Here is a 22,132-nt window from a genome sequence, read left to right as displayed (position 1 = left end):
TCTTTATTTGATTTTCGCTCAGACAACTATTACTACTTTTTTCTAAACTGCTAGTAGATCATTTTAAAATTATAAAAAACCCCCTGCTACTGAGTTTACAATAGCAGGGGTAAATACTGGCCTTTTTCAGATTAGCGTAGAGTAGTTTTTCTTATTCTACCGTGACTGATTTTGCCAAATTGCGTGGCTGGTCGACGTCTGTGCCACGCATTACTGCTACATGGTATGACAACAGCTGCACAGGTACGCTGTAGACGATAGGGGCAAGCGTCTCGCAAACATCAGGTACATATACTAAGTGCAGTCTATCTTCAGCGACCATTTGACTGGCTTCGCTAGCGAACACAAATAGCTCGCCATGACGCGCATGCACTTCTTGCATGTTGGCTTTTAATTTATCAAACATACTGTCTTTAGGTGCTAATACCACAATTGGCATATCTTTATCGACCAATGCTAATGGACCGTGTTTGAGCTCGCCTGCCGCATAACCTTCGGCATGAATGTAAGAAATTTCTTTTAGCTTTAACGCGCCTTCTAGCGCAATCGGGAACTGTAGTCCGCGACCTAAAAATAGACAGCTTTTCTTATCTTCAAAGCTTTCACTCATGGTCTTGATAGGAGCATCAAGGTTTAAGCTAGCGTAGAGTTGTCCTGGTAATTGATGCAACTCACTTAATAACGTATTTAAGTGTTCGTCAGTCATACGCTTCTGCGTGACACCAACTTTTAATATTAACAATATCAATGCCACAAGTTGAGTGGTAAATGCTTTGGTAGAGGCGACGCCAATCTCAGGCCCTGCTAACGTTGGCAAGAAGATGTCTGTTTCACGTACCAGCGATGAAGTCGGTACATTACATAGTGCCAAGCTGACTAAGCCTGCTGGTGTTTGCTTCTGGATATCACGTAACGCTGATAAGGTGTCAGCCGTTTCACCAGATTGAGAGATACAGATGACCAAAGTGTTATCGACGACGACAGGATTGCGATAGCGGAATTCGCTGGCAACCTCGACAGAACAAGGTATACGGATAAGGCTCTCAAACCAGTATTTTGCGACCATACCGGCATGATAACTGGTACCACAAGCAATCACTTGTACATGACGAATACCTGACAACAGTGTCTCATGACGCTGTAAAAAATCGTCGCGTAGTTTAGTCGTTTCGCCATTATCCAAAGCCATCTCGATCGTACGAGCGACAGCATCTGGCTGCTCGTAAATTTCTTTGAGCATATAATGCTTGAACTCGCCTTTATCGGCATTGTGCTGGGTTGCATCAATTTCATGTATCTGACGTTGGACTTCAATACCATCTGCATAAACTTGAATGCTATTGCGAGTTAATTTGGCGATATCGCCTTCTTCTAGATACATAAAGCGGTTAGTCACTGGCAGCAACGCCAACTGATCTGATGCGATAAAATTCTCACCGATACCAACACCGATAACCAAAGGTGAGCCTAGACGTACAGTAATAAGCTCATCAGGGCAGTCTACGTGGACGATACCCAATGCAAAAGCACCATGCAGTAACGGAATGATGGTGCGTACTGCTTCTAACAAGTCAGGCGTTTTTTTGTAGATATCATGAATTAGATGCGCTACAACTTCAGTATCTGTCTGTGAAGTAAACACGTAACCTTTGGCTATTAGCTCTTCTTTTAGTTCAGCATAGTTTTCGACTATACCGTTATGAACGACCGCAATCTTGCCTGACACGTGTGGATGTGCATTACGCTGTGCCGGCTCACCATGAGTTGCCCAGCGCGTATGAGCAATACCGATATGACCATTAAAAAACTCTGGATTGATAGCGACGGCATCAACCAGTGCCTGTACTTTACCTACTTGACGCTCACGGTGTAGTTCACCATCACGAATAACCGTCAGGCCAGCTGAGTCATAGCCACGATATTCTAAACGCTTTAGGCCTTCAAGTAAGATATTAGCGATATTTCGCTCAGCAACGGCGCCTACAATTCCACACATGGCTATTCCTTAGATTTAAATTTTAGTAGTTCAATATAGTGGGGTATAAAATAAAAAGACTAGCGACTGATCCATTACTCTGATCATCAATTGGCATATCAGTTTATAAATACGATAAAGCAGTACCACAAAGATTGAAGTACTGCTTAGGGTTGCTCAAGAGTGATGGTCATTGATCACACTAGCAACGAGCTGGCTACTTCTTCGTCGGACGCTGAAAATCATTTTTTTGCACCTGACGCGCACGGCCAAAGGCCAAAGCATTGTTATCAACATCTTTGGTAACCACAGAACCAGCAGCAACGGTAGCAGTATCGCCAATCGTTATTGGCGCGACTAAGCTAGCATTAGAGCCGATAAACGCATTGTCTTCAATGATGGTTTGCGACTTATTAGCACCGTCATAGTTACAAGTAATGACACCAGCACCGATATTCACGCCTGTACCGACAGTCGCATCGCCGACGTAGCTTAAGTGATTTACTTTACTGCCTTGACCAATAGTCGATTTCTTAATTTCGACAAAATTACCAACTTTGCTGTTATCAGATAGTACGGTATCAGGACGCAAATGCGCAAAAGGCCCGATATCAACACCAGCACCGATATCGGCACGATCGATCACGCAATACGGTTTGATGTAGCAGGCATTACCAATCTTGGTATTTTTGATAACACAGCCCGCTTCGATATAGACGTTGTCACCTAAGGTACATTCACCTTCAAATACCACATTGACGTCAATAAACACATCTTGACCAGCGGTTAACGTACCACGGATATCGACACGAGTAGGGTCGGCAAACTGTACGCCAGCTTCTTGTAAGTCAGCAACTAGCTTACGTTGCCAAGTGCGTTCTAGACTAGCAAGCTGTTGACGATTATTAACCCCTTCAATTTCAAACGTATGCTCAGGCTCAATTGCCGCGATAGTAATACCATCGGCAACAGCCATTTTGACGATATCCGTCAGATAATATTCTTGCTGTGCATTGTCGTTAGAAAGCTCAGGCAAATATTTGTGCAGTAATGCATTATCGACGCAGTAGATACCGCTGTTAATTTCTTTAATACTTTGCTCTTCAGCATCGGCATCTTTTTGTTCAACGATAGCTTCAATATTACCTGCTTGGTCGCGTTTAATACGACCCAATCCAAATGGATTATCGACAGTCAACGTCAGCATCGACATACCATTAGTATTGGCAGTTTTTAATGCCGTTAGCGTCTCACAGCTGACCAATGGCACATCACCGTAAAGAATGAGACTTTGTCCTGACTTGGGTAAATCAGACAGTGTCACCTTGACCGCATGGCCAGTTCCCAATTGCTCAGTTTGAGCAACCCAAGTAATTGATGCTTGTGTATATTGATTGGTAATTTCTGACTTTACTTGATCGCCACCAAAGCCATGAACAATGATGGTTTCATCAACAGTGAGCTGATGGCACGTATCTAGTACATGGCCTAATAAAGACTTCCCAGCCAATGTCTGCAATACCTTTGGCTTTGCCGATTGCATACGTGTGCCTTTACCGGCAGCTAAAATAATTACAGAAAGAGGAGACGTCATAATAGGCTCGCAAATGTAACAAAATATAATATTGGATTATAGCGCAAATGTTCAGTTAGAAAAACACTGTGATGTGCAGGCTTTGTAATGCAACCTGCTGACAATAAATCAATCATCTATGCAGAAGAGTAGCGTTCAAATTGATAACGTTGCTGGGATTAGCGGTTGTAGAGTAGTTAGCTCAGTATCGTGGTAGTTAGGGTAGCTTATAACAGCACGCCAAACATAACCGCTACCCATACTACTGCTGCCATGATACCGGCGATGATGTCATCAAGCATAATGCCTAACCCACCAGCAACCCTTTTATCAGCCCATCCAATCGGTGGCGGCTTAACGATATCAAAAAATCGAAATAAGATAAAAGCGAAAACAATGGCGAAAATAGAAAGCTCTTGAGGCACATTTTGCCAAAAGTTATCGTCAGCAATCCCCATATAAGACAAGGGTAGTAGGGTAATCCAAATACCAGCCCACTCATCCCAAACGATATGCGGATCGTCGTGACCTTGCATTAGCTCAGCAGTGCGTCCGCAAATCCAAACGCCCAAAATACAAGATAGAATTGTCAAAATGAGAAAAGGTACAAAGCCCAAACTCAACAATGGTATGGCAATGATTAACCCACCAACAGTACCCCAAGTGCCAGGTGCACGGCGCGGCAGACCACTACCTAAACCTAGCCCAAGCCAATAAACCACACGGTCAAGCATACTGGCACCGACCGGTAAGGGTGGGCAGTCATTTGCTTTACGGATGTCAGGCTTAGATAAGTCGTGATCAGTCATGGATTAGCCTGTAAAGTGTTGGTAACCAGTAAGATTGGGCCACGTTAAAAACGGTGCGGGCTGAGTTGGCGTCACTGGCTGATTTTGATAAAACAGTTCAAGACGTGAGTTATCAGAAGACTTGGTATCTGTCGTTATAGGATCTGATAGTGCAGTTACCTCACCGATACAAGTAACAGACGTGTTGCCTATAGGCGGTTTGATATGTGCAGGCAAAGTAAATGCCAATTCATAGTCATCGCCGCCCGCTAGCTGACCTAACAAACGATCAGACAAATCGACAGTAGATAATGACTCGCTACTCGGTAGCTTGTCTAAGTGGATGCGCATACCTACAGAGCTTTGCTGACAGATATGACCAAGATCTTGATAAAGACCGTCGGAGATGTCTATCATCGCTGTTGCACCCATCTTTGCCAATGCTGCACCTAGTGCAATACGCGGCGTTGGCATATGTAGACGATGCGCCAACTCAATACCTTGTGCGCTGTCAGGATGCTGTAAGGCGAAAGCGGCATCACCAAGGGTGCCTGAAACATAAACCTTATCACCCACTTGCGCACCTGAGCGGTAAATGGCAGGTGTATCTGCGGACAGCAATCCCTGAGCACTGATACTGAGTACTAAACGCTCACTGCGCGTGGTATCACCACCTATCAGCGTTACGCCAAACAGCTGGCACGCATGAAACAGCCCTTTGGCAAACTCAGTAAGCCATTCGTGTTTTGCCAAACGTTCAGGTAATGCCAGTGCTAGCATAATGCTATGCGGCGTCGCACCCATAGCTGCAATGTCTGAGACATTAACAGCCACGGCTTTATAGCCAATGGCAAATGCTAATTCGTCGACTCTTTGCCAATCAGCATGAAAGTGACGACCTTGAACCAGTGTATCAATACAGCTAACCAAGCGTGATCCTGCTGGCAATGCCATCACAGCTGCATCGTCTCCGATACCTTTTTCGATACCAGTTAATGGCGCATGCGTGGCCTGCATCTGTGAGAATATACGCTCAATCAGCTCAAACTCGTTCATGGTTAGTCTTAGTCTTAGTCTTAGTCTTAGTCTTAGTCTTAGTCTTTGGTATCGTTAGCGTTTTTCTTGCTCGCCTTAAAGTCACTGATATTTGCACTGGCTTTACTAGCACTACTGCGTTTAACGTTGGCTTTGTTAGCACTGATACGCGGCTTGTTTGATGCAGTCGGCTCATCGACGATCGTGCTTTCTGTTTCATCAGCAGTTTCGTTGCTATCTACTGGATTTGCTTCAGACTGTTTAGCCGCCGCTTTTTGTGACGTACGTAGATTGGCATTGGTATCTGCTTGTACCTCTAAAGCACGCAGCTCACCAGCCATTTTATCCAGTACCGCATTAATCAGTTTGTGAGCGTCAGTCGCCCCAAAATGATTATTTAGCTTCATCGCTTCATCGAGCACGACTTTATAAGGAATCTCTACACGGTTCTGCAGCTCATACGCGCCAATCAACAATATAGCGTGCTCAACCGTATCTAACTTATCAACCTCACGATCGAGATGCTGACTGATAAGCGCATCGAGTGCTTCAATCTGCTCTGGGATGTCGCGCATCATTTCATGATAATAACCGATATGGACGGTATGCATAGCATTGGTTGCACGCGTGCGAGCAGCAATATCGTGCGGAGCATTGGCTTTCCAGCCAAGCTTACCATCTACATCAAAGCGGCGATCAGTGACGAGCCATTCGTATAGGCCTTGCATCGCAAAGCGACGTGCCTTACGGATAGCAGTGTGACTGGTCTTGTAAGAAGACTCACTCATATCGAATGTTTGATCACCCGCACTACTGCTCGCTATACGGGTAGCTTCAGCTTGTCCATCATTGGCTTGTGCGGTTTTCGCAGCGCTAATAGCGCGCTTGAGTTGGTCAGTCATAGGGGGTCTGTACCTAAATTTTTGAGATGATACCCAGTCAAAATATAAATTAACAAAGTAGCTTTTTAGCTATGCTTATTTAAATTTTTAAAGGGTATAGAAATACGGCGAAAATTCAAAAAGTAGCCAATTGTTTTGATAGCTGGCTAGTGCTATGAGGTGCTGTTATTACTAAATAGCAGCACCAGTTAAACTAATAAATTTGAGCTTTAAAGCTTACGCTTCATCGATATCATCAATATCTAGCTGTGACAAAACAGCGATCATTTCTAGTACAACCATCGCAGCTTCAGAGCCTTTGTTGCCCGCTTTAGTACCAGAGCGCTCAATGGCTTGCTCGATGCTATCAGTAGTGATGATACCGTTAGCAACAGGGATATTATAATCCATTGCCACAGCGCTCAAACCTTTGGCCGACTCGCTAGCTACAATATCAAAATGCGGCGTGCTGCCACGGATGATTGCACCCAGTGCCACAATCGCGTCAAAACGATCTGATTCAGCAGCACGTTGGGCCACAAGTGGTAGCTCAAATGCGCCAGGTACACGAATAACAGTAATGTTGCTACCCAATACACCATGACGGAGTAGGGCATCGATTGCACCATCAACCAATGACTCAACGACAAAACCGTTAAAACGACCAACAACGATACCAATGCGAGCATCAGCGTTTTGATGTAGGTTACCATCTATATGAGTCACGTCGTTGCGCTGCTGTTGTAAATTCGACATAAAAAATCCTTTGCTTAATAAGCGTTCAATTGAAATATAGGCGTCAATAAATAGCTAAATAGTCTGATGCGTTCAATCGACTCGGTCGCCTATTGTTTTGGCGTTGCCCCAGTTAATTGAACGAAAATAAATGGTTAGCGCTATGATAGCATTTTTTTAGGTTTTATTTGTATATTACGAGCGTGCTAAAGACGCATCTGTATTCCTTGCGCTGCCATATATTTTTTGGCCTCCAGTACCGTGTACTCACCGAAGTGAAAAATACTGGCGGCAAGTACGGCATCTACGCCGCCTTCTAGTACGCCTTCTGCTAAATGTTGCAGGTTACCGACGCCGCCTGAAGCGATAACTGGTACATTAACGCGGCTCGTAATTTGCTGCATGAGCGCCAAGTCGTAGCCTTTTTTGGTACCGTCACCGTCCATCGAGGTGACCAGTAATTCACCAGCGCCCAGCTCTGCCATTTTGCTCGCCCAAGCAACGGCATCGATACCTGTTGGCTTACGGCCACCATGGGTGAAAATCTCCCAACGTGGCACGACAATACCATCGACGTTGATATCAGCAACGCGTTTGGCATCGATAGCAACGACGATACATTGGTTACCAAATTTCTGCGCGGCTTCACCAACGAACTCCGGCGTAAATACGGCTGCTGAGTTAATCGCCACTTTATCCGCGCCAGCATTGAGCAAATTGCGGATATCAGCAATTTTTCGAACACCGCCCCCAACAGTTAGCGGAACGAATACCGTTGCTGCCATGCGTTCAACAGTATGATAAGTGGTATCGCGCTCATCATTGGTCGCAGTAATATCCAAAAAAGTAATCTCATCAGCGCCCTGTTCGTTATAGCGTTTGGCTACTTCGACAGGATCGCCTGCGTCTTTTATATCGACAAATTGCACGCCTTTGACCACGCGGCCATTGTCAACGTCCAAGCAAGGAATGATACGCTTTGCTAACATAGGGTCTTTCACCTTATAATCAATTCATAGGCGCTAGTCTAGCAAAATCACTGCTATTTCAGGCAGGTTTTCGCAAGATTATTACGCTTTTCACCATAGTTTTATCATGCGCGGTACAATTGCTGTCATTACTGCATAAATCTATTCTATTTAACTTGTTATTCAATTGCCAAAAGTGAGATGTCATGTCCGTCTATACCCAGTTAACCGATGATCAGTTTGCCGCCTTTTGCCAAAGCTTTGGCGTGTCGTTTGCCCGCGCGATACCGATCACTCAAGGCATTAAAAACTCAAACTGGTTTATTCAAACGACTGACGATGTAGATGGTACATACTCTTACGTATTCACTTTATTTGAAGAGCGTCCGCCTGCTGATATCGAAAAAATGGCCGTTATTCTTAATCAATTAAATGGCAAGCTACCAGTCGCCGCGCCGCTAGCCGTTATTGAATCAAATGGTTCGCAAACGGATAGCGACGATAAGCGCTATGTCATCCATTATGAAGACAAAGCGATTACGCTAGTGCCATGCTTAGCGGGCTCACATCCAGATCAAACCACGCAAGCAATGTGTCATGATATTGGCGCGGCATTAGCGATGCTGCATGAAACGCTACAAGCACTACAACCAAGTGAGCAGTATGGCGTGCCTCTGTACCCATGGGCAGATGTGCGCGACCGTGAAATGCAGTTTATGCCAGGTGACGAAGCCAAGCTGATGAGCGATATCTGGCGCTCTTATTCAGAATTACCACTGGCAACTTTGCCAAAAGGTCTGTGCCATTTAGATATGTTTGCCGACAATACCTTATGGAATCTACAAAAAGGCGAAGCGCGTTTGACGGGCCTGTTGGATTTTACTGAAGTCAGTGTCGAGCACTATGTGATGGATATTGCCATTACCATAAATGATTTTTGTACCACGTGGGGCGTTGCAGAACAAGGCGAATCCGTTAACTTTGACCGCAGTAAAATGGCGGCGTTCTTACAAGGTTATGAATCGATACGCCCGTTAAATAACGATGAAAACCGTGCACTACCTGTTATGCTGGCAAAAGCGGCAGTGATTTTCTGGTTATTACGCCTAAATGTGATTCACTACAACCGTACTGAAGGTCGTACGGGTGATAACATCATGGTCAAAAACCCTGACTTGATGAAACGTTTGGCTGCTTACCATTGGGCGCATGTTGAAAAGTCGCAAAATACCGTATTTGTACTATTAAGCAAACCAGACAATCAAATAGTCGGCGTGTTTAGCAGTATCACCCAAGCCGAACAAGCGCAGGAAACATTAAATAGTAGTGAGTTCGCAATCAAAGAATATAGGCTCGATCAATTATCGTAAGCATTGCCTATTCATTTATTCTAGTACCAATGCTAGTACTAATTTTAGTACCGAAACCTTAGAGGCGACCCCATGACCGATCAAGTTGATAACTGGCACAAACTGGCGCGCTACGATACCAATATGCAAGGTGAACTGCACGCCAACCTACTACGTAATAACGGCATTACCGTGTCCTTGCAACCGCTAAGCGCTATCCCAGGTATGAACTCGGGTATCGTTCTTTGGGTAGAAAGTACCGATCTGGCAGAAGCTCAGCGCATTTTGGATACCATCCCAACTGATGGTGCCGCCTTACTGGATGAGATGAGTGATGCTGACTTTGATGCGCTATCTGCCGCTCAAAGCAATGCTACTCAAGGTAACTCGATAATAGACGATAATAACGGCGGTAATGATTAAATGTGTCAACTCTTAGGAATGAACTGTAATACCCCAACGGATATTGGCTTTAGCTTTGCAGGATTTCGCAAGCGCGGCGGGATGACGGACAGTCATGAAGATGGCTTTGGTATTGCCTTTTTTGAGCGCAGCGAATGCAGTAATAACGACAAAACCAACGATGAGACGGCAAATGACTCAACGGGTCTGCGTTTGTTTCATGACAATCGTCCAAGCCATCTGTCGCCAGTCGCTGACTTGGTCAATAACTACCCAATCAAAGCCATGAATGTCATCGCGCATATTCGTAAAGCGACTCAAGGGCAGAACTGTTTGGCAAATACCCATCCATTCGTCCGTGAAGTTTGGGGCGAGCAGTGGGTGTTTGCGCACAATGGGCAGATGAATAGCGAATTTATCAAACGCTGTCAGCGCCTACAAGACAACGGCAATGCCTCACACTGTCAGCCCGTTGGTTCAACTGATTCTGAAATGGCATTTTGCTATTTGGTCAATCGTCTAAAGAGTAGCTTTAAGTCGCGTCCTGATGACAAAACACTGTTTAATTTTTTGACCACGCAATGTCGTTATCTATCTGCCAATGGGTTATTTAATTGCTTAATATCGAATGGCAGGTGGCAACTGGCTTATGCAGGTAGTTTACTGTTTTATCTCACGCGCAAAGCGCCATTTGGTGAAGCCAAACTCGCTGATGATGATATGGCGATTAACTTTGGTGATGTGACCACAGACACAGATAAAGTCACTATCTTAGTGACCGTACCGTTGACTGAAAATGAAAAATGGCAACAGTTGGCCGTCAATGAGTGCTTAATTTTTCAAGACGGTGATGTCATTTATAAAGACAGCCCAAGCCAGCGCAAGTTTTTAACAGTGGACGAAGGCATTGCGATTGCACGAGCTGTTGGAGCGAGTGTTTAGCGGTCAATGGATATCTAACGTTGTTTAAATATAACTTCCACAACACCGCTTAAACTTCTCACCAGATCCACAAATACACGGTTGCTTTTGGCTGACAGTCATCGCAACCGTCGGATCTAAGAAGTACCAACGTGCATCTTGATTAGCTTTGCCTTTTACCTTTACGAAGGTGGACAGCTCATGATGCGCTTGTACTTTTACTGCTAAACTACTTGTTGTTTTCTCAGAACTTTTAAAATAAGCCTTAAACTCAACCTGTGCATGACGTTTACCCAGCTTTGGCTTGTGCGCTACAATCTCTAGTCCTGCCCAATCTGTCTCTTTTGCCCAACCTTCAATCGCTGCAACATCAAGTAATGCTTGCTGAGCGGGCACTGTGGTCTTGACGATATACTCTGGTTTCACCAATGCAAAGGCACTATAGCGCGTACGCATAAGCCGTTCGGCTGTTTCCACTTTTGAACCATCTACTTCTTCATTATAAAACGCATCATGATATGGCTGGCAGCAGTCTTGGTAGGATAGGGGAGCGTCTGTCGTCTCTGCTGTTGGATTGATTTGGCAAGGGCAAGTACTTGGGTAAGATTGCATGTTTTACTCTAATTTTTGTTTGGGCTTATTCGTTTAGGCTCAGTGGTCTTATGATAACTTTATTGCAGCATGCTTTTTATTAATTCTGGCAATATGCCGACTTTGAGCTGCGCCCATGCTGAAGGATCACTTAGTCGTGACCAAAACATCTCAAAAGGTGGGGCGGCATATACCAGTAGCGCAAGGATAGTATATAAGAGCAAATACCACCATTTATCTTTTGGCTGATAAAACTTCATTGCCGTGCCCGATGAGCGTTTCATTTTCATATTGGACAAATTAACGCTATACAGCTCGTCCAATGACAAATGTACCATCGCGCCACCAAATAAAAACAGACCATAAAACCAACTGGTTGTCAGCGGTAGGTGCAAGCCATAATAGCTTAAACAGGTCAGACCCAATCCCAGTATTGCCATATACGGTACAGAGTGGATGACGCCGCGATGCACCGTCATAGTAGTAAAAATATGAAAAACGACGTAGCGCATAAAACCGTAGCCTGCTAGCCACAATATTATCAATGCCAGTAAGCTCAAATCACTACGCCAATGCATGACCAGCCCAAAGGCAAATATGAACGAGGTGATATTAAAACCGAGCTTAATCGGTGTTGAATTATCAGAATCCAAGTCTGGCAGCAACCCACCGATAGTACCAAGCGCCACGCACACCAGAAATCCTGAATCATCAATCAATCCAGCTTTATAAACCGTCAAACTCAGTGTGCCGCTGACCATAAATGCGACATTTAAGTGGGTATTAAAATTTGCCATAAAACTCATTCATCCATAGCGCTCAAAAAGTCCTTTCGAGCGGCGTATCTAGCAGTAAAAAAGCGCACCATGATACCATAGACCGTCCATACGTCTAATAGAAATAGCCCGTAAGAGAGAGCTTCTATGCCTGCCAATGATTTACCCGCCACACTTAACTCTGATACTCATACTAAGCAGCTGCCGGTAGTAGAAGGTAAGCTTGATAACAGCTTTGCTGAGATTGATTGGCAAGCGCCGTGGCTGTCACATATTACTCAATTGAGTTATATCAGCAACACGATTGAATACCTTAGTCGTTCGAAATCACAGAGAAATAGCTTGGATAATTTGGGTGATTCAGAAAGTTTTGATAATGTGAAAAGTATTTATGAGCACGATATAAATGCTTCTGACATCAATACGCCTGACACGGTTGCCAAAGTCTTAAAAACGGCGATGGTACAACAAGCTGATCACTTAGAGCAGCCGTTACCGCATACCAAACCTACTCATGACCACAAATCTCAGACGCTACAGTTCGTTTCTCAAAATGTATTGCCTGAAGGGGAGGCTTATGAACATTTCATCGGCACAACTGGCAACATCCCGACGCGTGATAACTTGCATGATTTGTTTAATGGCAGTATTTGGCTGACCTTTCCGAAGACCAAAGCTGTGCTTAATTACTACCATATGCTAGAAATCGCAAAGCAGGGTATTAGTGAGCGTCGAGGGCGTGTTCGCGACACTATCACTGTCTTTGATGAGAATGGCGCAGTGCTAGTGACTTCTGATGCTAGTATCGGTAAGGCATTAGTTGATTTTGACTGGCAGGCAAGTTTGGTGAAACCACGTGCTAAATGGGACAACCCAACCCAGCCTGATAACAGCGCTCAAGCCGCAGTCTATATCTTTGGCCATGCCCTGCTTGAGCAGTTGGTACACCCACGCAAACCTCTATGCGCTCACAGCATTGTCATTCACGTTGCACAAGAATTCTTTACCTTATCCTTAGCTGAACGTATGCGCTATTTGGATGACAAGGTTTCCAAATACATGGACACATTATTATCCAACGATGACGTCAAGCCGCGCCAGCTTGCGCCTTTACCGATTTTGGGAGTGCCGCACTTTTGGGCAGAAAATGTAAATACTGGCTTTTATGAAGACCGCTACGTGTTCCGCAATGGACGACGTAAAAAAGACAAAAAATAAATAGAAAGGGATGGCTTAAGAATAGCTCGCTAAACCGTTGTTACGTTTACGATTGTGCCACGATTCGACAACGTCCAGACGTTAACAAAGCCTTGTATGTTTGTTATGGTAAAAGGGAGTTTCTGTTAATCACTACAGATATGATTATCTCTTTTGTTAACACTGACTCATATCAGAAAGTTTTGCGAAACTGCGATATTGATTCAAGACAGATCAATCATTTATTGAGCCACCAGTCATACATAAACTTATAATAATTTATGTCCAGGATTTATAACAACGATAAGGAAGCTATCATGAGTGATATTTTTGATGTAAAAGACACCCTTTCGGTTGCTGGCAAGGAACATGCCTACTACAGCCTGCCAAAGCTGACCGAAACTTATGAGCATATCAAGACACTACCATTTTGCATGAAAGTGGTATTAGAAAACCTATTGCGTAACGAGGACGGCGGCCAGTCAGTTGGTAAAAACCATATCGAAGCGGTTGCCAACTGGGATGCAGGGGCTGAGGCGTCAAAAGAAATCGCCTTTATGCCAGCTCGTGTGGTATTGCAAGATTTCACTGGTGTACCTTCGGTAGTTGATTTGGCGGCGATGCGTGATGCAGTTGTCGAGCTTGGTGGAAAGGCTGAGCAGATCAATCCGTTTATCCCTAGTGAGCTGGTCGTCGATCACTCTGTACAGGTCGATGCTTATGGCCGCGAAGATGCGCTAGATTTGAACGAAAAGATTGAATTTAAGCGTAACAATGAGCGCTATGAGTTTTTGCATTGGGGCAAGCAAGCCTTTGAAAACTTCGTTGTCGTACCACCAGCGACAGGTATCGTGCATCAGGTCAACCTTGAGTATTTAGCCCGTGTTGTGATGGCAGCAGACGTCGATGGCGAGCTGACAGCTTATCCAGATACAGTATTTGGTACAGATAGCCATACTACGATGATTAATGGTATTGGCGTGCTTGGTTGGGGTGTGGGCGGTATTGAAGCTGAAGCCGCGATGCTGGGTCAACCGTCATCGATGCTGATTCCACAAGTAGTTGGCTTTGAGCTAAAAGGCAAGCTAACCGAAGGCGTCACGGCGACCGATTTGGTATTACGTGTGGTTGAGATGTTGCGCGCACATGGTGTGGTCGGTAAGTTCGTCGAGTTTTATGGCGAAGGCTTACATAGTATGCCGCTAGCGGATCGTGCCACTATCGCCAATATGTCACCAGAGTACGGTGCGACTTGTGGTATTTTCCCAATTGACCAAATGGCGATTGATTACTTGCGTCTATCAGGCCGTGACGAAGAACAGATTGAGCTGGTTGAAAAATATGCTAAGGCGCAAGGCTTATGGCACGATGCCGATACACCTGCGGCGACTTATTCGAGCAAGCTAGAACTAGATCTATCGTCAGTACAGCCAGCACTTGCTGGTCCGAACTTGCCACAGCAGCGTATCAATTTGTCTGATATGCATGAGAAGTTTGGTGAAACGCTAGAAAAGATGACCAAAGATCGCAAGTCAGAAGTAGAAGGCAAAGTACGCTTTGATCAAGAAGGCGGCGAGCAAGAGCAAGCTGAACACTTAGCGGCTGAACCGAATATCGAAGTTGATATCAGTGATGACAATGCAAGTTATGCGCCAGCAAACAATATCTTCTCAAATGTTAGCATCGATGATAAGCAGCACAAGTTACGAGACGGGTCGGTAGTTATTGCCGCCATTACTTCTTGTACCAATACTTCCAATCCAGCGGTAATGATTGGTGCAGGTCTAGTGGCCAAAAAAGCGGCTGCCAAAGGCTTAAAAGCCAAGCCATGGGTGAAGACATCGCTCGCACCGGGTTCTAAAGTAGTCACCGACTATTTAGAAAAAACCCATCTGATGGATGAGCTAGAAAAAACAGGCTTCTATCTAGTCGGTTATGGGTGTACCACGTGTATCGGTAACTCAGGGCCATTGTCAGAAGAGATCGAAAAAGGCATTGAAGAAAACGACTTAGTCGCGGCGGCTGTACTGTCTGGTAACCGTAACTTTGAAGGTCGTATTCACTCGCATGTCAAAGCCAGTTATTTAGCATCACCACCGTTGGTCGTTGCTTATGCGCTAGCAGGTACAGTCGATATCGATCTGACTACTCATCCACTAGGCCAAGACCAAGATGGCAACGATGTATTCCTAAAAGACATCTGGCCAACTTCAGAAGAAATTAACGAGTTAATTGCCAACAATATCGATGCTGATATGTTCCGCAAAAACTACGGCGAAGTATTTGACGGTAGTGCAGCGTGGAACGCAATTAGTTCAGCGGATAGCCAATTGTATCCATGGGATGAAGGGTCAACGTACATCAAAAACCCACCGTTCTTTGATGGTATGACCATGGAGCCAGAAGGTATCCCTGATATCGAAGGCGCGCGTATCCTAGGTCTGTTCGGTGATTCAATCACCACCGATCATATTTCGCCAGCAGGTAATATCGATCCAGACTCACCAGCAGGTAAGTACTTGCAAGAGCGCGGTGTGATGGAAGCGGACTTCAATAGCTATGGTTCACGCCGTGGTAATGATGCAGTCATGACTCGTGGTACCTTTGCCAACATCCGTATCAAAAACACGATGATGGGCGGTAAAGAAGGTGGCTATACTTATTACTTCAAAGATGACAGCGCTACGCTACAAGATGGCGAAGAAATGCCTATCTATAACGCAGCGATAAAGTATAAAGAAGATAAGCGTCCGTTAGTGGTATTGGGCGGGGCAGAGTATGGTTCTGGTTCGAGCCGTGATTGGGCAGCTAAAGGTACCATCCTGCTAGGCGTAAAAGCAGTTTTAACCAGCTCGTTTGAACGTATTCACCGTTCAAACCTAGTCGGTATGGGTGTGCTGCCATTGACGTTTAAAGATGGTCAAAATGCAGAAACCTACAAACTAGATGGTTCTGAAGTGCTGAGCATCACAGGTCTAGATAATGGTGAGAGTAAAACAGCCACGGTTACGGCTACACGTGCTGATGGTTCGGCAGAAACCTTTGAGGTAAATGTTGGTCTACAAACGCCAAAAGAGCGCGAATATGTGCGTCATGGCGGCGTATTGCACTATGTACTACGTCAATTGGCTGCTGAGAGCAAAGAAGCAGGCTAGTAGTTAGTTAAGCTTTATATGACAAAAAGCCCAATCCCCTACTTTGCAGGGGATTGGGCTTTTTTATGGAAGACGTTTTTTCTCTTGTTACTCTACTCTTTAACCCTTCTCAGTCAACAGCTTAATTCCTAGCCCCATAAATACGACACCACTTATTTTATTCATCATGGATTCAATTTTTGGATTCTCTCTTAGTTTTTTGCTGAACTTTGACGCCAGCAGCGCCAAACTCAAGCACCATATAAAGCCTGTGGTGGCAAAAGTCAGCCCTAACATCAAAAATGACAGCATGCCATAAGCATAACTAGCGTCGATAAACTGCGGGAAGAACGCCAAGAAAAATAAAGCGACTTTTGGATTAAAAGTATTGATCAACACACCTTGCTTATATATTTGCCAACCATCTACAGCCTTTCGGCTAGTCACGTTCTGATCTTTGGATAAATTGTTTGCTATCGAGCTCGAGTTTTTGCTCAGTAGCATTTTTAGACCCAAATAGCACAAGTAAGCCGCACCGATATATTTGACGATCATAAACGCCGTAGGGGAATTGGCAAGCAATACGGACAACCCTAGCGCCGCCAATAATGTATGTACCAAAATACCCGAAGTAATGCCAAGAACAGAATAAAACCCTGCTGTTTGCCCCTGTGAAATACTACGGGTGATGATGTACATGCTATCTGTACCTGGTGTTAGGTTTAATAAAATAGCCGCCAAGATAAACCCTAGATAATTCTCGATACCAAACATTGCAATCACTTCCCTTTAATCACGCCAAGCCCCATCATTTCTAGTATGGGGTTGCATTTTATCAATACGTCTGTCAGATCGATATTAACGAGTATTAGATAGGTTGGCAATAGTGCTATCAACAGTAAGCTAGCAGCTATTAATAATAAGCTAACGACAATAGAATAGAGGATTTCAAGAAACGACAGACATAAAAAAGCCCAGTCACCGGATGATGACTGGGCTTTTTTATTGTTCGCTTATTAGTCTAACCTGATGCTAAGCAAAAGTGCTAATAAGTGACGCCGAATAGTGGCGTCCCCAGGGGGATTCGAACCCCCGTTACCGCCGTGAAAGGGCGGTGTCCTAGGCCTCTAGACGATGGGGACGCATAGAGTGTTATAACCAGTGGTTACAACGGTACTTCACAATATCAGATAGCTTATTAAATAAGCGTTGCCTAGGTGCTGATATTGTCCTACTAGCGAGTATTTATTATTACGTTTCAGTAATACTGAGCGTTGCTATAAATAAGTATGGTGGAGCTAAACGGAGTCGAACCGTTGACCCCTTGCATGCCATGCAAGTGCTCTACCAACTGAGCTATAGCCCCTCGCTAAGAGTGTGCGTATTTTATGTAAGAGCGGCAGTCTTGTCAACAACTATTTTAAAAATAATTCATAAATATGCAAAAAAAAGCGTTTTAGCCTATTTTAAAGGCTCAACACGCCCAAATTAGCGTGGATTTTGCTTAAGTGCGATCTCTTTGATGGCTTTATCGGTATAAAACTCTTCTTCGCTACCATCAGAAAAAATAATCGCACAGCATTCAGTTGGCATATATTGACCACTTTTTTCGCGGATCGTTCTGATACCTTTGACGCCGATGATGTCGTATTTGCCCAATTTATCTAGATTATGTTTGGTGTAACCACAGTAAGTACTGTATATCCATTTTAAATCTTCGAAGTCTTGTCCCTTGGTTAGGGTCAAAGTTGCATCAAACAGCTCCTTTACGATGGCATCATAATATTTTTGGGCTTCTTTTAGCGTGTTAAAGACATAGTCTTTGCTTTCTATTGTGACGGTTTTGGCGGCCATGTTTGTTTCCAGTTCATAAGAAGGTTTAGTGAGTTATAAAATATACAGCCCATCTATTTTATAGGTTCTTATCTAGAACTTGTGAGTTTTACAAACATACTATTCGAAATAGACTATTAGATAGCATTACCACCGGCACTATTCCATGCTTTAGTAAAGCCTATTACAGGAAAGTATGTTTTTTCATTATTAAACTGAATCTCAATAGGTGAGGTAGCTATTTTGAATAGATTGACAACATAATTATGACCACGTTCTGTTTGAGGAGTTAGACTAAAATAGTAACTGCTAGAATCTCTAAATTTTTGGCACCAACGTGACATTTTAACTGCTTGTCCATTGAATATCATTGTTGTGCTGTCAGGTATAGTAGTTGTGTATTTGCAGCTATTAATATCTGCAGCATGATAATCGCTAAAATAAAGCCTTTGACCTCCTGACTTCGAATGACTTATTTCAGCTTCAAAAAATTTAGCTTCAGCGCCATAGTTACTAGTGTACTTAATCCATGCTGATCCATTACCTAGCTGTGCCCATGACATAAAGTCTTCGATTTCTGTGGCATAACTTTGTGTTGAAATCATACTGCCTAGAAATAATGATATTAACAGCTTTGTAATTTTCAAATTTTTCATCTCCAAATGAATTAAAATATGTAAGGCTTAGGTAAGAGTCTACAACATTTTAGTTTTATTGAGAAACTCAAATTTTTGATAAGAAAAAGCGTGAATTTTGCTATTGCAAAACCCACGCTAATTAATCTTAATTTACAGAATAAACTTCTTTCAAGAATGTTTCGACGAGTAGGAGTTTAGGTGATTTTTAATAATGAAAGCTCCAGCAGTACTATTCAGCAGCAGCTAAGAAATCTGGCAGTTCTGCCGCTTGTTTCTCTAGTTTTTTAAGCTTCTTTTTACCCAAGCCGCCTAGTACATCAACCGCATGACGCAAGCGCGTCAACGTCATATCAGCACCGATAATCGCCATAGAGTTCATGACGGGTGTCGATGAGGTGCTACCAGCGATAGCGATAAAGAACGGTGCCATAAAGTCACGCATCTTAATATCGAGGTGAGCAGCCAGACCTTTTAGCGTGGCGTAGATATTTTCTTCTGACCACGTTGGCAAGACTTCTAACTGCCATAATGACAACTGTAGCATCTCGATGATTTGCTCAGGTGTCAATGATTTATGGGTAAAGCTTTCGGCATTAATATCAGGCAAGTTTTGGAAGTAGAAGCCACTCCAATTCACCGCATCAGATAGCAATTCGATACGTGGCTGAATCGCTGCTGCGATAGCCGTCAATTTATCACTATTACTTGCCCATTCGAGGATTTTGTTCTTTAGCTCTTCAGGGGTAAGCGCACGTAGCCATTCTGCGTTTAGCCAGTTAAGTTTTTCGATATCAAAGATAGGGCCGCCAAGCGACACACGCTGAATATCAAAGCTAGCAATCATTTCTTCTAAGGTAAACTGCTCAGCATCATTTGGCATTGAGTAGCCCATACGCCCGAGATAGTTGAGCAACGCTTCAGGTAGCACGCCCGCATCACGATAGTAGGTAATAGAGGTTGGATTTTTACGCTTAGACAGTTTTGACTTATCAGGGTTACGCAGTAATGGCATGTGGCAAAGTACTGGCATCTCCCAACCAAAATATTCATAAAGCAACTGATGCTTAGGCGCAGAGTTCAGCCATTCCTCACCACGTAGTACATGGCTGATATCCATCAAGTGGTCATCGACAACGTTGGCTAAATGATACGTTGGCATGCCGTCAGTTTTGAGAAGCACTTGCATATCGACCTGCGTCCAAGGAATCTCAACGGTGCCGCGTAGCATGTCTTGTACCTGACAAGTGCCTTCGGTCGGTACACGCATACGAATCACGTGCGGCTTGCCCTCGCTTACCAATTGCTCGGTTTTTTCTGGAGCAAGATGAGCACAGCGACCATCATAACGAGGGGTCTCGCCATTGGCCATTTGTTCAGCGCGCATAGCATCTAACTCTTCACTGGTACAGAAACAGCGGAACGCATGGTCTTTTTCTATGAGTATCTCGGCGTGTTTTTTGTAGATATCGCTACGCTCGCTCTGACGATAAGGGGCGTGTGGGCCGCCAATATCTGGGCCCTCGCTCCAATCTAGACCAACCCAGCGTAAGGCGTCCAAAATCATTTGTTCTGATTGCTCAGTCGAGCGAGTCTGATCAGTGTCTTCGATACGTAAGATGAATTCGCCGCCGTGAGCTTTGGCAAAGGCTAAGTTAAACAGGGCAATATAGGCAGTACCTACGTGAGGAAAGCCAGTTGGTGATGGGGCGATACGCGTACGTACAGGGCGCGTGCTGTCAGTAGAGGTTTGCATGATAAAAGTCTCAAAGTTTGCTATCGATATAAGCTATTAGTATAAATAGCGATGAAAGATATGAAGTCGATGTTAAGAAATAGCGTAAAATATAGCGCTAGTATAACAGAGACATGTGATATTTTTAATGAAAAGCCCTTCTAGTGCTTGACTACAGGTGTATCCTTGCGATAATAATGCTAAGCAAGTCATAACTTGTTTATTTTCATCTAATTACTGGCCAGTATGGTCGTCATCTATTGAGTTGTTTGTGTCCCTATCAAAGTCTAAGCCAAAATCGAAAGCCAGTCCTTCTGCCGCCGCTGATCTCTCTGAATCAGTGTCCAATCCTTCTGTTATAAAGGATGCGTCTACGCAAGATGTCGATCTGGATGTTACTCACGCCCGTCATGAGGGCGATATCACGTCTGATGAATTAAGTTTTGTCCATGATGCGGTGCTGCTGCAAGAGACTGTCGCTGCGGTGCTCGGCGTAAAATCCTTGCCCAAGCAAACAGAAGGTGACCAAAATAGCTTAAATATAAGTGGTATCTACGTTGATGCAACTTTTGGCCGTGGTGGCCATAGCCGACTGCTATTAAGTCAACTCGCCGATGATGCAAAACTGATTGTCTTTGACAAAGATCCAACAGCCATTAGCGTGGCTCAAGAGCTGGCAAGCAAAGACAGCCGTGTGCGTGTGGTTCACGATAGTTTTGCGACGTTGACCGACAGTCTGGCTGCTATGGGCATCAGTGAAGTTGATGGCTTAATGGCGGATTTGGGCATTTCATCACCGCAGATTGATGACGGTAGTCGCGGCTTTAGCTTTATACGCGATGGGGCAGTGGACATGCGCATGGATACCAGTCGTGGCCAGTCAGTTGCCCAGTGGCTTGAGCAGGTTGACGACGAAACCTTAGCCAATGTGCTTTATGAGTTTGGTGAGGAGCGTCATAGTCGCCGTATTGCGCGCGCTATCAAGCAAATGGACAGCTACGAGTCTACGCTTGAGCTGGCAGAGGTAATCAAAGAGGCGCATCCCAATTGGCAGCGCGGCAAACATCCAGCCACGCAAAGCTTTCAGGCCATGCGTATTTTCATTAATAATGAGCTGGGCGATGTCGACGACTTTTTAGCGCAAAGCATTCCTATCTTAAAATCAGGTGGGCAGCTTGCGGTCATTAGCTTTCACTCATTAGAAGATCGCCGTATCAAGCAGTTTTTGCAGCGACATAGCAAAGGGCAATATCCAGAAGACGAAAGCCTGCCAATGCCGCCGAATCGTCCGCGCTATTTTAGCAAGCCAAAACGTGTTGGCCCAAGCAAAGCTGAGACGAGTCAAAACCCGCGTGCGCGCAGTGCATGGTTGCGTATGGCAACTCGCACCGACACAGCTTATGAGCAGACAACAAAATCATAGAACAACATGATGCCACAAGTCATAGTCGAATAAGATTGGTGAGTTGTCAAAGATTGCTAATGTTTGTCTAAATGATGCGCAAATGTCCTAATGGCTACGCCACTGTTAAAAATCTGTAAATATTGTCTGTTAGGCTCAGCAGTTGGTTTTTATCTGCATGATAGTTGCACGGATTTATATG

The 22,132-nt window shown here is 44.4% G+C and carries 19 protein-coding genes and 2 tRNA genes; 6 read left to right on the top strand and 15 right to left on the bottom strand.

The features are described 5' to 3' along the window. Positions 1–151: 151 nt before the first annotated feature. The 7 genes from glmS to hisF form a co-directional block, all read right to left on the bottom strand. Positions 152–1,996, bottom strand: a complete 1,845-nt coding sequence (gene glmS, locus CXF61_RS13360) for a glutamine--fructose-6-phosphate transaminase (isomerizing) (RefSeq protein ID WP_165598572.1) — start codon at positions 1,994–1,996, stop codon at positions 152–154. 196 nt (positions 1,997–2,192) lie between these two features. After that, positions 2,193–3,569, bottom strand: coding sequence for a bifunctional UDP-N-acetylglucosamine diphosphorylase/glucosamine-1-phosphate N-acetyltransferase GlmU (glmU, locus tag CXF61_RS13355; RefSeq protein WP_165598571.1), 1,377 nt, complete (start codon positions 3,567–3,569; stop codon positions 2,193–2,195). A 206-nt stretch (positions 3,570–3,775) separates the two neighbouring features. Beyond that, entirely contained in the window at positions 3,776–4,357 is a 582-nt protein-coding gene (locus CXF61_RS13350; RefSeq protein ID WP_165598570.1) for a phosphatidylglycerophosphatase A family protein, read from the bottom strand. Positions 4,358–4,360: 3 nt separating this feature from the next. Continuing rightward, positions 4,361–5,392 carry a thiamine-phosphate kinase gene (gene thiL, locus CXF61_RS13345; protein WP_165598569.1) on the bottom strand — a complete coding sequence of 344 codons (1,032 nt, stop codon included), beginning with the start codon at positions 5,390–5,392 and terminating at the stop codon, positions 4,361–4,363. A gap of 38 nt (positions 5,393–5,430) precedes the next feature. After that, on the bottom strand, positions 5,431–6,273 hold the full coding sequence (gene nusB / locus CXF61_RS13340) for a transcription antitermination factor NusB (RefSeq protein WP_165598568.1): 843 nt from the start codon (positions 6,271–6,273) through the stop codon (positions 5,431–5,433). 216 nt (positions 6,274–6,489) lie between these two features. Continuing rightward, complete coding sequence (ribE, locus tag CXF61_RS13335) at positions 6,490–7,008, bottom strand: 6,7-dimethyl-8-ribityllumazine synthase (RefSeq protein ID WP_057762077.1); 519 nt, start codon at positions 7,006–7,008, stop codon at positions 6,490–6,492. Positions 7,009–7,193: 185 nt separating this feature from the next. Then, on the bottom strand, positions 7,194–7,976 hold the full coding sequence (hisF, locus tag CXF61_RS13330; RefSeq protein ID WP_165598567.1) for an imidazole glycerol phosphate synthase subunit HisF: 783 nt from the start codon (positions 7,974–7,976) through the stop codon (positions 7,194–7,196). A 185-nt stretch (positions 7,977–8,161) separates the two neighbouring features. Between hisF and CXF61_RS13325 the strand changes: the two genes are divergently transcribed. The 3 genes from CXF61_RS13325 to CXF61_RS13315 all read left to right on the top strand — a co-directional run bounded on the left by CXF61_RS13325 (position 8,162) and on the right by CXF61_RS13315 (position 10,648). Next, the gene (locus tag CXF61_RS13325) at positions 8,162–9,325 is read left to right on the top strand and encodes a homoserine kinase (RefSeq protein ID WP_165598566.1); all 1,164 of its coding nucleotides are present in this window, start codon (positions 8,162–8,164) and stop codon (positions 9,323–9,325) included. 72 nt (positions 9,326–9,397) lie between these two features. Beyond that, the gene (locus CXF61_RS13320) at positions 9,398–9,727 is read left to right on the top strand and encodes a hypothetical protein (protein ID WP_227526709.1); all 330 of its coding nucleotides are present in this window, start codon (positions 9,398–9,400) and stop codon (positions 9,725–9,727) included. After that, positions 9,728–10,648, top strand: a complete 921-nt coding sequence (locus CXF61_RS13315; RefSeq protein WP_057762068.1) for a class II glutamine amidotransferase — start codon at positions 9,728–9,730, stop codon at positions 10,646–10,648. Between the two features lie 24 nt (positions 10,649–10,672). Here CXF61_RS13315 and CXF61_RS13310 read toward each other — a convergent pair whose 3' ends face one another. Together CXF61_RS13310 and CXF61_RS13305 are read right to left on the bottom strand one after the other, a co-directional pair. Next, positions 10,673–11,239 carry a YchJ family protein gene (locus CXF61_RS13310; RefSeq protein WP_165598565.1) on the bottom strand — a complete coding sequence of 189 codons (567 nt, stop codon included), beginning with the start codon at positions 11,237–11,239 and terminating at the stop codon, positions 10,673–10,675. Between the two features lie 59 nt (positions 11,240–11,298). After that, positions 11,299–12,015: a metal-dependent hydrolase gene (locus CXF61_RS13305; protein ID WP_160021473.1), complete on the bottom strand. Its 717-nt coding sequence runs from the start codon at positions 12,013–12,015 to the stop codon at positions 11,299–11,301. Between the two features lie 126 nt (positions 12,016–12,141). On the opposite strand from CXF61_RS13305, the gene CXF61_RS13300 reads away from it, so the two are divergent. Both CXF61_RS13300 and CXF61_RS13295 read left to right on the top strand, forming a co-directional pair. Then, a complete protein-coding gene (locus CXF61_RS13300; RefSeq protein WP_165598564.1) occupies positions 12,142–13,212 on the top strand; it encodes a DUF3025 domain-containing protein in 1,071 nt (356 codons plus the stop codon). Between the two features lie 296 nt (positions 13,213–13,508). Beyond that, entirely contained in the window at positions 13,509–16,346 is a 2,838-nt protein-coding gene (locus tag CXF61_RS13295; RefSeq protein WP_165598563.1) for an aconitate hydratase, read from the top strand. Between the two features lie 99 nt (positions 16,347–16,445). Here the strand turns inward: CXF61_RS13295 and CXF61_RS13290 are convergent, their stop codons facing one another. The 6 genes from CXF61_RS13290 to gltX form a co-directional block, all read right to left on the bottom strand. Further along, entirely contained in the window at positions 16,446–17,099 is a 654-nt protein-coding gene (locus CXF61_RS13290; RefSeq protein WP_165598562.1) for a LysE family translocator, read from the bottom strand. A gap of 292 nt (positions 17,100–17,391) precedes the next feature. Further along, positions 17,392–17,467: transfer RNA gene (locus CXF61_RS13285), tRNA-Glu, on the bottom strand. A 148-nt stretch (positions 17,468–17,615) separates the two neighbouring features. Beyond that, positions 17,616–17,691: transfer RNA gene (locus CXF61_RS13280), tRNA-Ala, on the bottom strand. A gap of 122 nt (positions 17,692–17,813) precedes the next feature. Further along, on the bottom strand, positions 17,814–18,179 hold the full coding sequence (locus CXF61_RS13275; protein ID WP_165598561.1) for a hypothetical protein: 366 nt from the start codon (positions 18,177–18,179) through the stop codon (positions 17,814–17,816). A 116-nt stretch (positions 18,180–18,295) separates the two neighbouring features. Next, entirely contained in the window at positions 18,296–18,814 is a 519-nt protein-coding gene (locus CXF61_RS13270) for a hypothetical protein (RefSeq protein WP_165598560.1), read from the bottom strand. Positions 18,815–19,025: 211 nt separating this feature from the next. After that, positions 19,026–20,552, bottom strand: a complete 1,527-nt coding sequence (gene gltX, locus CXF61_RS13265; RefSeq protein ID WP_165598559.1) for a glutamate--tRNA ligase — start codon at positions 20,550–20,552, stop codon at positions 19,026–19,028. A 397-nt stretch (positions 20,553–20,949) separates the two neighbouring features. Between gltX and rsmH the strand changes: the two genes are divergently transcribed. Beyond that, on the top strand, positions 20,950–21,951 hold the full coding sequence (gene rsmH, locus CXF61_RS13260) for a 16S rRNA (cytosine(1402)-N(4))-methyltransferase RsmH (RefSeq protein WP_227526710.1): 1,002 nt from the start codon (positions 20,950–20,952) through the stop codon (positions 21,949–21,951). The last annotated feature ends 181 nt before the right edge of the window (positions 21,952–22,132 follow it).

This window comes from Psychrobacter sp. 4Dc, assembly GCF_002836715.1.
GTDB lineage: Bacteria > Pseudomonadota > Gammaproteobacteria > Pseudomonadales > Moraxellaceae > Psychrobacter.
Note: the sequence above shows the minus strand (reverse complement) of the source record. Positions and strands in the feature narration are given on the sequence as shown.